This is a genomic window from Neobacillus drentensis (genome assembly GCF_036962765.1).
Taxonomy (GTDB): domain Bacteria; phylum Bacillota; class Bacilli; order Bacillales; family Cytobacillaceae; genus Neobacillus; species Neobacillus drentensis_C.
The window spans coordinates 1-11,766 of sequence record NZ_JBALOS010000010.1 but is presented as its reverse complement, the minus strand read 5'-3'; the positions used below and the strand labels follow the sequence as shown (position 1 = coordinate 11,766).

Sequence of the window (11,766 nt, the reverse complement as noted above, 5' to 3'; positions counted from 1 at the left end):
TCACAGGTTTTACTTAATGAAATAATGTTGGCGGTACCCTCTGAATAATAAATCTTTCCATACAAAGAATATATATAGTTTACTATCAGATTAGGAGGAAATCGCATGGTAAATATAATGGAAACAATCATGGATGCCATGAAATCACTGACAGTTCAAGAGGAAGGCCAACCTCTTCATGTCGGAGAAGTGATGTCATGCTGGATTTACTTAGCTGGACTTGAATTAGCCAAAGTATCTGTTCAAGCAGGTATAAATACCACGACGGATGATGAACTAAAAGCAATACTTGAAGAAGATATGAAACTAGGGACCAGTCAGAGGGAAAAACTTCATGATTTCATGATTAAGGAAGGAATTACATTACCTCCTGCACCTGAAGATATGCCAAAATCAGACCCTAACAGTATTCCTCTTGGTGTTAAATTAACGGATGAAGTGATTGCAAACGAATTATCTTTAAAAATCGTTAGTTTAATTATGCGTGCTGCTGGTGCTGCTTCCGAATCAATTCGTACAGATGTCGGTTTAATGTTTATTCAGTTTCAAACTGAAAAATTTGCTTTCGCGACCAGATTAAAACATTTAATGCGTAAACGCGGATGGATTAAAGTACCACCATTTTACGTTCCACAGGGTTCCCAACAACCTTTAAGTTAGGGTAGTGTAGATAGTAACATGTGGACAAGAACACAAGATAAACGTGTTTTCAATTAATTTACCTATTATTGGGCATCCTTATTTTGAGGATGTTTTTTGCTGTACAACATCAAATACATAAAATCTTAAAACAGACCTCAGAGTTAATTATCAACGTGATTAGTGTATCGATTATTAAAATAAGAATGATAATGGTTCATGTAAGATTTCAATTAATTGACCATCATAGTATTAACAATATTAACAATAAAGTAAAAATGAAGCCAAGAGGGGTGAAGTTTTTTGAAATGCCAGCATTGTGTTTATTCCAATCCAGATGGTGTGAAGTTCTGCTTAAACTGCGGCGAAAAGTTTTTTAAAAATAATACACTAGAGGATGAAAACAGCTTTTTTTATGAGTTTGCCCATTATGTTGATATGGTTCCAAAATTTGAACGATCGATTGAGCCGAAATTTCAAAACTTATTTTCGCGTGTTTTCCGTAATCATAGTGAACTGGAAGCGGAACGGCTGTTCATCGTCGGAACTGCGCTTACCACACCCAAAATTACGGAAGTGAAAGACACATGGCCAAAACCTTGGCTTTTTGCAAGGGTGTTCATCATCGCACTTCTTGCCTTCGTAGGATTTTATATAGGTGTAAGCTATTTTAGAAATGTGAACTTTATACCTGGACTGATTATTGTTGGTGCTTCTGCTGTTCCCTTTACAACGTTAACCTTCTTCTGGGAGATGAATGCTCCGCAAAATATTGCTTTTTATCGAGTCATTTATGTCGTGATGATCGGCGGGATTCTCTCCATGTTAGTCGCGCTCGTGTTTTTTGATATTCTGAAAAACATGATCAATCCGATTACGATTGGAATTGCTGAGGAGCTTGCCAAAGCGATAACAGTCATTACTTTTGTTCGATACCGAAAATACAGGTTTATTCTAAACGGCCTTCTCATTGGTGCAGCAGTTGGAGCAGGTTTTGCAGCGTTCGAAACAGCTGGGTATGCTTTAAGGGCACTGCTTTCTGGGGATGGTGCAAAACTCTACAACACAATACTATGGCGAGGGATCTTTGCTCCAGGCGGGCATGTTGCTTGGGCTGCTTTGACTGGTGCAGCATTCTGCCGAGTACAAGGGGACCATCCATTTAATCTTAATATGCTATTCCGTTTTAAATTTTTACGCGTCTTTATCTTAGTAGTTTTGATTCATGCTTTATGGGACACACCTATATCTGGAATGTTCCCCTATGGGCAAGTTTTTTTAATGGCGGCTTCATGGATAGTTGTTTTCCTGCTCATCCGTGCCGGTCTAAAGGAGATAGGGGAAAGAAAATTGATGTATTAAGAAAACAGGGGAGAAATCTTCTGTTTTATTTTTTTGTATGTGAAATCGGGACGTGTTGCCGCCTGACCCAGGTAATACTTTACATAACCTGATTTTTTTCCCATTAGCCTATTTAGGAAACCAGCTGAAAAGTCTTCGGGGCCGCTAGTCCTATTTAATATAGGAACAATGGACCAAAAATTCTCTTTCGTATTGACAGTATCCATTTATGATTTTATATTTAAAATTGTGAAAGTATTCAGAATAAGCATACTCCCAATCTTTAAACCTAGACCAAATAGAAACCGGTTTCTTCTTTCGGTATTCTTCAATCGAAAAGCAAATCGACAGCAAGAACTTTTTTCATCCCCATGAACCTCTCACGTACTGAGCAAAAAGAAAGCGGTTTCCACAATCTCATCCTGGTAAAAACGACAAAGCTTTCTACAATCTAGAAAGGTTTATATTGTTGATCAAATAGAAACCGGTTTCTAACTAAAACAAACACCACACAGCCGTGTTTCAATTAGAGGTAGGGCCTAATTTCCATTCGATAGAAACCGGTTTCTGCACCAAACTTTAGGAGGTGATGATCAATCTAGCTTTTTGAATCTAGAAGAATAGTAAAAGGAGGATGGATGAATGGTAAAAGCTAATTATAAACAAATGGCTAAACGGATTTTAACATGCGGTTCGGCCACAGCTCTGACGCTTAGTCTGCTCGCACCTGCAGCACCAAAGGTACTTGCCGTCGAAGAAGCCCAATCGAACACTGTAACAGAGAAGGTGAAATTAGATCCAAGCTATCAACAGGCACCATTTGATGGCTGGGGAACAGCCCTTGTATGGTTTGCTAATATTACGGGCGGCTGGCCGGAAGAAGTCAAAAATCAATTAGCTGATGCCCTTTATGGCAAGGATGGACTTAATTTTAATATTGCTCGATATAATATAGGCGGTGGTGATTCACCAGAGACCACTCCGTACATGCGTCTTGGCGGAGCAGTCCCTGGTTATTGGAATCGGCCGGCCGAATTTGGTCCGCCCAATGGAAACACTGCAGGCTGGACAGAGCCGAAGAATTGGTGGGACCCCAAAAATCCTAACCATTGGAACTGGAGCGCTGATGCCAACCAGCAATGGTGGCTGAAAGCAGCTAAGTCTAGAGGGGCCGATACGTTTGAAGCCTTTTCAAACTCGGCACCATACTTTATGACTCAAAGTGGATACGTATCAGGAAACTGGGATGCAAATAAGGATAACCTGAAGCCTGATCAATACACGAATTTTGCCAGCTATTTAACAGGAGTTGTGGACCATTTACAGCAAGACACAGGCATTCAATTTAAAACGCTTTCACCCGTAAATGAACCCAATACTAACTACTGGGGAGCCAAGGGCAGACAGGAAGGATCACACTGGGACCCGGCATCACAAGCGAAAATGATTAATGAGGTGAAAAAGCAATTATCCGAAAAAGGATTGGATACCGTTGTCTCGGCAATGGACGAAACAAATCCATCCACATTCCGAAAAGATTGGGATGCGTATAATTCGGAAACCCGCAATAATATTGGGCAGTTGAATGTACATACGTACGGTACAGGAGAAAGAACGGGTGCGAGAGATATTGCCAAAGGTGCGGATAAAAGACTGTGGATGTCGGAGGTTGACCTTAGTGTCGGTGGCCAGAATCATGAGGACATCAAGACAGGACTTGCCATCTCGGAAAGAATTCAGGCGGATATCCAGCAGCTCGAGCCTGAGGCATGGGTGCTTTGGCAAGCAGTTGAAGATGAAGTAAACATGAGACCTGAGCATGAAAATGGCAACTGGGGTCTGCTACAGGTTGACTTTGCCGCCAAGGATTTCAGCGATTTTAAAATCTACAAAAATAAAAAATACTACGCAATGGGCAACTATAGTAAATTTATCCGCCCTGGCGACAAGTTTATTAATTCAAACAACAATAATACTCTAGCAGCGATAGATTCGAAAAATGACTCTGCTGTGGTCGTTTATACCAATTCATCTACGGAACAAAAAGCAGTCGACTTTGACTTATCTGGATTTGAAACGGTGAAAGAGACGGCAACAGCAACGCCATATACAACCTCTGCCACTGATAATTTGCAGAAAAAAGCAGACATCCAGGTAAAAGATGAAAGATTATCAGCGGTGGTTCCAGCACAATCGATCACGACCTTCGTCGTATCCGGTGTATCTGGAGTCAACAAGGAAGCTGGCTTCTTAAATAGCAAAAATCAATATAAAATAAGCAATCTAAATAGCGGCAAGGTCCTTGATATCACTCAGGATGGCAAGATTGTTCAAAAAACCTATGACCGCGATAAAGCGGCCCAGCAGTGGAGCATTCAAAAAGTAACCAATGGATACAGCTCTAAGGAATTATATAAAATTGTCGACACCAATAGTGGCAAAGTCATGGGTGTAGAAAATGGGTCAGCTGTGGAGAAAGCCGATCAAAACTCAGCTAGCCAAAAGTGGATGTTATCCACCTCTGGCAATCAACAATACACGTTCATCAACGCAGCAAACGGTCAATTACTGGAAGTTGGCGGTTCGTCAACAAGTGAAAACGCTGGAGTTGGGGTCTGGTCAGCGAATGCTGGAAAGAATCAAAGCTGGAAAATCGAAAAGGCCGGAATTGTAGATATTGAACCTGCCAATGTAGTCGTCACGAAGAAAAAAATCGCACCGGAAATGCCACAGGAGGTAACAGCGATTTACGGTGACGGAGAAAGAGTCCAAAAAGCGGTGAAGTGGGAGCCGATTGACCCTGAACAATATGAAAAGGAAACCATTTTTACAGTGAATGGTACGGTTGAAGGAACGAAGATTCCAGCAATCGCCAATGTAACTGTCAGCAAGGTGGAAAGTGTGGAACCGATAAAAGTGAAAACAGTTCCAGGCAGAGCGCCTGAACTGCCAGAATTTGTTCCTGCTCAACTTAAGCTCGGTACAGAAGGAAACGTCCGCGTGAAGTGGGAACCGATTGACCCCATGAAGTATGAACATCTTGGCAAATTTACTGTCAAAGGCTCTATTCCGTATAGTCCGGTTAAAGTAACGGCCAATGTGCAAGTCACCAAACCGGCATTGCAGAACATCGCATTAAACCTTCCGGGCTCTGGGCAGGAGTTTCCAAAGGCAACCGCTTCCTTTACCGGACAGTATGATAAAGTAACCAATGTCAACGATGGAGATATCTCTTCGGTTCGCTGGACGAACTGGGATCCAAACAGCTGGAGGCCTGAAGATTGGGTAGCCATCGATTTTGGCCATGAAGATACGATTTCCAAGCTCGATTTCCATTTTTATGATGATGGCGGCGGTACGAGACCACCAGCATCCCTTCAGCTTGAGTACTGGGATGGAGCCAATTGGAAGGCTATCGACGGAACCCAATTAGAGGTGAAGGCGAAAAAGGACGTAACGGTGAATTTTGCACCCGTGACTACATCGAAGATCCGTGTGTTGATGAAAGCCATGTCGAATACATGCATGGCGATTTCGGAGATCGAGGTATTTGGAAAAGGAGATGTCACGAAGGCTGGACCAAGTATTGGCGATGATTCAACGCTTGAGAGTATCTTAATCGATGGAAAGCCGCTAAAGGATTTCCAATCTGACCATTTTACGTATAATGTGAAGGACAAAGCTCCGAAAATTCCTGTAGTGACAGCGGTAACCAACGACTTATTTGCCTCTTATCAGGTAACGGAAGAAGAGGACGCTGCTGTAATCACCGTAAAATCGGAGGATGGACTCCAGACGGAAACCTATACGGTTACATTTAGATAATCCAATGGGTCATAGTTGAGGATGCTGAAGTACTCAACTATGACTTTTTATTGCTGTTTTTTCCCCATGCCGCCACTTTCACCTTAACAACTACCATTTTTCAATTAAAATAGATTACAATTGGAAGAAAGATTGGTAGGATAAAATCGTTTCTATATATGGGTTTATTTTTTAAAGAAGGGAGGGATTCAGTTGGATAAAAAGACGTTGACCATCTACGATATTGCCGAAGCCACAAACGTATCTCCGGCGACCGTATCACGGGTCCTAAATGGCAATTATCCCGTCAGCAAAAAGACAAAAGCGAAGGTGCTGGCGAAAATACAGGAATATAATTTCCAGCCAAACAGTATTGCCAGAAGTTTGTCAAAAAAAGAAACAAAGATGATCGGGCTGATTTTGCCAGACATCACCAATCCATTCTTTTCAAGCTTCTGCATCGAATTGGAAAAATACGCTCAAAAAAAGGGCTATACGCTCTTCTTATGCAATTCCATGAACGACAGCACGATGGAGTCGGTTTACCTCAAGGTTCTTTCGGAACGCCAGGTCGAAGGGATCATCATGATGGGCGGCCGCATTAACAAATCAGCAACCGTTCCAGAAGAGGCTTCTGAGGTGTTGGAGGTAATGAAAAAGATCCCTGTTTTGATGGTCAATGGAGAGATGGCGGGCGTTGATTGTTATAAAGTGAAATCCGATGAGCGGTTGGGTATGAAGATGATTGTGGACCATTTAGTCCAAATCGGCCACCAAAACATTGGCTTACTGGGAGGAATGGAAGGGATCACCTCAACCGATATGAAGGTTGTAGAGTTCAGACAGCTCCTGATGGAAAATGGTCTGATATATCATCCTGAATGGCAGATCTACAGCGGTTTTTCAGTGGAAAGCGGACAAGAGGCGATGAAACTACTGTTAGAAAACAAGGAATTGCCAACGGCGATTATTTGTATGAATGATATGATTGCGTCCGGTGCTTTCATTGCGTGCAATCATCAACAGATCGCCCCCAAGAAATTTGCCTTTGTCGGCTATGATGATACGTTTGTCGCCAATATCTTGACGCCGAGCCTTACCTCGATTAACCATGATTACGAAAAACTCGGGACAGTGGCATTGGATTTAATTATGAACGCCAAAAATGAGCAAGAAGCAGCGGAAGGGACAAAAGAAGTTACCATTGAACCCTTTCTTACCAAGAGAAACTCCACTGCCTGGTGATGACTTCGCATTTCTTTTTGGATAGGGAGTTTGGTTGAAGAAGAAACGGTATATACTAATGTGTTATTTACACATTTGCAAAAGATGATAAGAATGAAAAAAAGGGATCAGAGGTTAACGGGATCTGTCTTCGAGTACAAAATATAAAAAATAATTAGAAAGGGACATCAAATCGCAACAATTTGATTGTCCTTTTTTGTTGCTTTTTTTCCATTACTGGATAAAGGAATGAAGGTGATTTTCAAGACATATGAATATTTTTCCAAACCTTTGTACTATTTATTTTCTTTAAACGAAATAGATACCGTATCAATTTGTGAAGGTTTTGCATAGCCGTTAATATTGGTATCGAAATATTTTTAAGAAAAATAGTTGACTTCTCTGCTACTCGGTGTTACGATGTACTTGTAATAAGCAATACTTAATAGCGAGATTTCCCAAAAGCTATTAAGTAAAAATTTACCTTAGTACTAAGTTATACTGAATATAAGTCAGACAAAATAGAGGAGGGAAAGGAGGCTCTGAATATGGAAAATTTAACTGAAATGCTGAAGGGTTCGCTGGAAGGCTGCGTGCTGGAAATCATCAGCCGCCATGAAACCTATGGTTACGAGATTACCCGCCGCCTGAACGAGCTTGGGTTTACCGAAGTCGTGGAAGGGACGGTCTACACCATCCTCGTGCGATTAGAAAAGAAAAAACTTGTGAACATAGAAAAAAAACCGTCAGATATGGGGCCGCCCCGCAAGTTTTACTCACTTAATGAGGCTGGCCGCCAGGAACTTGAATTGTTTTGGAAAAAATGGGATTTTGTATCATCAAAAATCAATGTCTTAAAGTCAATCTAGCTGCATAAGATATTCCGTCCGATATTTTTGGAGTGTCTTGTTCAGCTATATAAAAAAGGAGGAAAAATAACATGTTGGAAATGTTCAAAAAAATGATTGGTGATAAAAAAGAATACAAGATGATGATGGCACGGGTTGAAGCCCTGCCAGAGGACTACCAGTTTGTATTTAAGAAAATTCAAAACTACATGTGGAATTTCTCAGCGGGCAACGGGATGGATATGCTACACATGCAGTATGAATTAATCGATTTGTTCGAAGCTGGTGCGGCGGAAGGCAGACAAGTGCTGGAAATCACTGGGGACGACGTGGCGTCCTTTGCCGACGAACTAGTGGCAAACGCTAAAACCTATTTCGCGAAGTATCGTGAAGATTTGAATCAGAGTATCATGAATCGATTTGGAAAAAAATAAATTCAATAGATCATACCGACTGATTAGCTGGTTACAAATGTGAATTGCCGCCTTCGCTATTCAGTTATATTTTTAACCAGGTAATAAGTAATACTGATTATCAGTCAGACTAGATAGAAGAGTATAGGCAATCTAGCTCCGCGAAGACGCTTTTTATAAGGAGGAAAAAAGTATGAACAATGCAGCGATTTCTGTAAAAGGGTTAAAAAAATCCTTTAAAGACAAGGAAGTCTTAAAGGGGGTGGATTTTGAGGTCCGGCGTGGCGAAATTTTCGCACTGCTGGGCTCAAATGGAGCGGGAAAGACGACGACGGTCAACATCCTCTCTACGCTGATGAAGCCCGATGGCGGTGAAGTAGGCATTTGCGGCTTTGACGTCCAGCGTCAACCGGATCATGTTCGCCAGAGCATCAGCCTGACAGGGCAGTTTGCAGCTTTAGACGGCATGCTCACCGGGCGGGAAAACCTGATAATGATCGCCAAGTTGCGGGGAGTTTCCAATCCCGCTCAAGTCGCCGACAATCTGCTTGCAAGATTCAGCCTGACCGATGCGGCCAACCGCCGGGCGGACAAATATTCCGGCGGGATGAAGCGAAGGCTTGACATCGCCATGAGCCTGATCGGGACGCCAGCAGTCATTTTTCTCGACGAACCGACGACAGGGCTTGACCCCGAAGCGCGGATTGAAGTCTGGGATACCGTCAAGGAGCTTGCCGGCGGCGGCACGACCATCTTGCTGACGACCCAGTACCTGGAGGAAGCCGAACAACTGGCGGACCGTATCGCCATCCTGCATGGCGGAAAAATCATCACGACCGGTACCCTTACCGAACTCAAAGAGATGTTCCCGCCAGCGAAAGTGGAGTACATCGAGAAGCAGCCGACACTGGAGGAAATTTTCCTCGCGATCATCGGCAAAAAGGAGGAGATGTAAATGAAAAGCAAAACAGGGGTATTACTAGGGCGTTTAATGCGCAACATCATGCGCAGCCCGGATACGATTATCACGGTGGCGATTACGCCGATTATGATGCTGCTGCTGTTTGTCTACGTATTTGGCGGCGCCATAGAGACAGGCACGGACAACTACGTCAATTATTTATTGCCGGGAATCTTGCTGATGGCTATCGCATCCGGCGTCGCTTACACTTCCGTGCGGCTGTTTACGGATGTAAAGAGCGGGCTGATGGCGCGTTTCATTACCATGCCCATCAAGCGCTCGTCGGTATTGTGGGCTCACGTGTTGACCTCGCTTGTTTCCAATGCACTTACTATCGTGGTGGTTATCCTCGTCGCGCTCTTGATGGGCTTCCGTTCCAGCGCTGATATCCTGGATTGGCTCGCGGTAGCTGGGATACTCGGGCTGTTTACGCTGGCGCTGACATGGTTGGCGATCATTCCCGGATTGACAGCGAAGTCTATGGAAGGGGCGACAGCCTACTCGTACCCGCTGATTTTCCTGCCGTTTATCAGTTCGGCCTTTGTCCCCACCGAAACCATGCCTAAAATTGTCCGTGCTTTCGCTGAGAACCAGCCCGTGACTTCAATCGTGAATGCGATTCGTGCCCTCTTGTATGAAGGGTCTGTTGGCAACGGTATCTGGATCGCGCTTGCCTGGTGCGTCGGCATCATGGTCATCGCTTACTTCTTCGCCAGTAAACAATTTAAACGCCAGTTAGGGTAAGTACACCATTATGCGATTAGCCATCCCCGGCTACCGTCATAAATAAAACCAAATAAAAATGGGTCAACCAGAAATATAAACTGTACCCGATAGAGTAGACATTTAAAAAAGGTCTGCCCTCTCGGGTACTTTTATGTATAATGAATAAAAAATGTGTGAATTGGAGATTAATCCTATGTCAAAAAAACTTTTCACTGATAAAGATATAAAGATCCTTTCTAATAATCCTAATGTCAAATCTATCAGTACAAAAGGAATTACATACACTGATGAATTTAAAAGGATTTTTATAGCTGAAAGTGAGAATGGAAAATTACCACGACAGATTTTTGAGGAGAATGGTTTTGATGTTGATATCATTGGTATCGTTAGGGTAAATAGAGCAGCTTATAGATGGCGTGTTGCTTATAATGAATCGGGAGTATTGGGACTTCGAGATACACGTTAAGATAATTTTGGGAGACCGACTAAAAGAAATCTTAGTTTAGAAGAAAAAAATGCAAAATTAGAAGCTCAAATTCAACTGTTGCGAGCTGAAAATGAGTTACTAAAAAAGTTAGACATGATGGAAAGGGGGCTGGAGAGAAACGAGTAAAAGTATCTGCTGAACAGAAATTTCTCTTAATTCGTACAGTAATTAAAAAGTATGAACTTAATAATATGGTGAGTTACTTATGCGAAATATCCGGAGTTTCTCGCTCGGGTTATTATAATTATTTTTCTCCGAAATCTCAGGAAATCAGAGATCGCCGTGAAAAAGAAGACTTAATCTTAAAAGAAAATATTTTAAAGGCGTTTCATTTTAAACGACGTAATAAAGGTGCCCGGCAAATTAAGATGACGTTAAAAGGGCAATTTGATATTAAATATAACTTAAAACGAATCCGAAGGATTATGAAGAAATACAAGATTGAATGCCCTATCAGAAGAGTCAACCCTTATAAAAAGATGTTGAAAGCTACCCAAGAACACTCGGTACTACCGAATTTACTAAACCGAGTATTTAAACAAGATATTCCAGGTAAGGTATTACTAACTGACATTACTTATTTGTATTACGGAAAGGGAAAAAAGGCTTATTTGTCCACTATTAAGGATAGTTCAACTAATGAAATATTGGCTTATAACGTATCAGGTCGACTTACATTGGATTTAGCTACAGATACATTGGTAAAGTTAAAAAAAAATAGACGAGTAATATTGGCAGAAGGAGCCTTTATTCACTCAGACCAAGGAGTACACTACACTAGTCCCACTTTTCAGAAGATCGTTAAAAAACTAGGGTTAGGACAATCAATGTCAAGAAGAGGAAATTGTTGGGATAACGCTCCACAAGAGTCGTTTTTTGGTCATTTTAAGGATGAAGCATACATAAAACCGTGTAATTCTTTAGAAAAACTTAAAAAGGAAATAAGAAAATATATGACCTACTATAACAATTTCAGATATCAATGGAATTTAAAGAAGATGACCCCTGTGGAATACAGAAATCATCTTCTACATGTGGCATGACCTTTTTTATAATGTCCTTTACAACGGGTACAGTTTATATTTCTGGTTGACCTTTTTTTATATGGTTTTATTATAACGGTAGCCGGGGTAGAACGTAAGCACCCGTGGGATTCGATCCCGTCAGCTAAACAGTTCGCCCCCTACTTGTAGAAACATGATTGAGGCTGGTTGGGACTATGGAACTCGTATAACAAGCGAAGCTATGATACTGCAAGAAGGAATTAGGGGTACCGGTAATTTTATATGTTGGTGGAGGAGATTTAGAATGAATCCAGTCATT

Annotated in this window: 8 protein-coding genes and 1 pseudogene; all 9 read left to right on the top strand. The window is 41.9% G+C overall.

Annotated features, from left to right (window positions below; all coding sequences use genetic code 11):
* Positions 1-105 precede the first annotated feature (105 nt).
* Complete coding sequence (locus tag V7137_RS02600; protein ID WP_335696617.1) at positions 106-660, top strand: DUF3231 family protein; 555 nt, start codon at positions 106-108, stop codon at positions 658-660.
* 282 nt (positions 661-942) lie between these two features.
* On the top strand, positions 943-2,001 hold the full coding sequence (locus V7137_RS02595) for a PrsW family intramembrane metalloprotease (protein ID WP_335696616.1): 1,059 nt from the start codon (positions 943-945) through the stop codon (positions 1,999-2,001).
* Between the two features lie 621 nt (positions 2,002-2,622).
* Positions 2,623-5,805, top strand: a complete 3,183-nt coding sequence (locus V7137_RS02590) for a glycoside hydrolase (RefSeq protein WP_335696615.1) — start codon at positions 2,623-2,625, stop codon at positions 5,803-5,805.
* A 192-nt stretch (positions 5,806-5,997) separates the two neighbouring features.
* Positions 5,998-7,029, top strand: a complete 1,032-nt coding sequence (locus V7137_RS02585) for a LacI family DNA-binding transcriptional regulator (RefSeq protein ID WP_335696614.1) — start codon at positions 5,998-6,000, stop codon at positions 7,027-7,029.
* Positions 7,030-7,556: 527 nt separating this feature from the next.
* A complete protein-coding gene (locus tag V7137_RS02580; protein ID WP_016131412.1) occupies positions 7,557-7,877 on the top strand; it encodes a PadR family transcriptional regulator in 321 nt (106 codons plus the stop codon).
* Positions 7,878-7,948: 71 nt separating this feature from the next.
* The gene (locus tag V7137_RS02575) at positions 7,949-8,290 is read left to right on the top strand and encodes a DUF1048 domain-containing protein (protein WP_335696613.1); all 342 of its coding nucleotides are present in this window, start codon (positions 7,949-7,951) and stop codon (positions 8,288-8,290) included.
* A 172-nt stretch (positions 8,291-8,462) separates the two neighbouring features.
* A complete protein-coding gene (locus V7137_RS02570; protein ID WP_335696612.1) occupies positions 8,463-9,224 on the top strand; it encodes an ABC transporter ATP-binding protein in 762 nt (253 codons plus the stop codon).
* On the top strand, positions 9,225-9,974 hold the full coding sequence (locus V7137_RS02565; protein ID WP_335383325.1) for an ABC transporter permease: 750 nt from the start codon (positions 9,225-9,227) through the stop codon (positions 9,972-9,974).
* A 175-nt stretch (positions 9,975-10,149) separates the two neighbouring features.
* A pseudogene (locus V7137_RS02560) lies at positions 10,150-11,486 on the top strand (IS3 family transposase).
* Positions 11,487-11,766 lie beyond the last annotated feature (280 nt).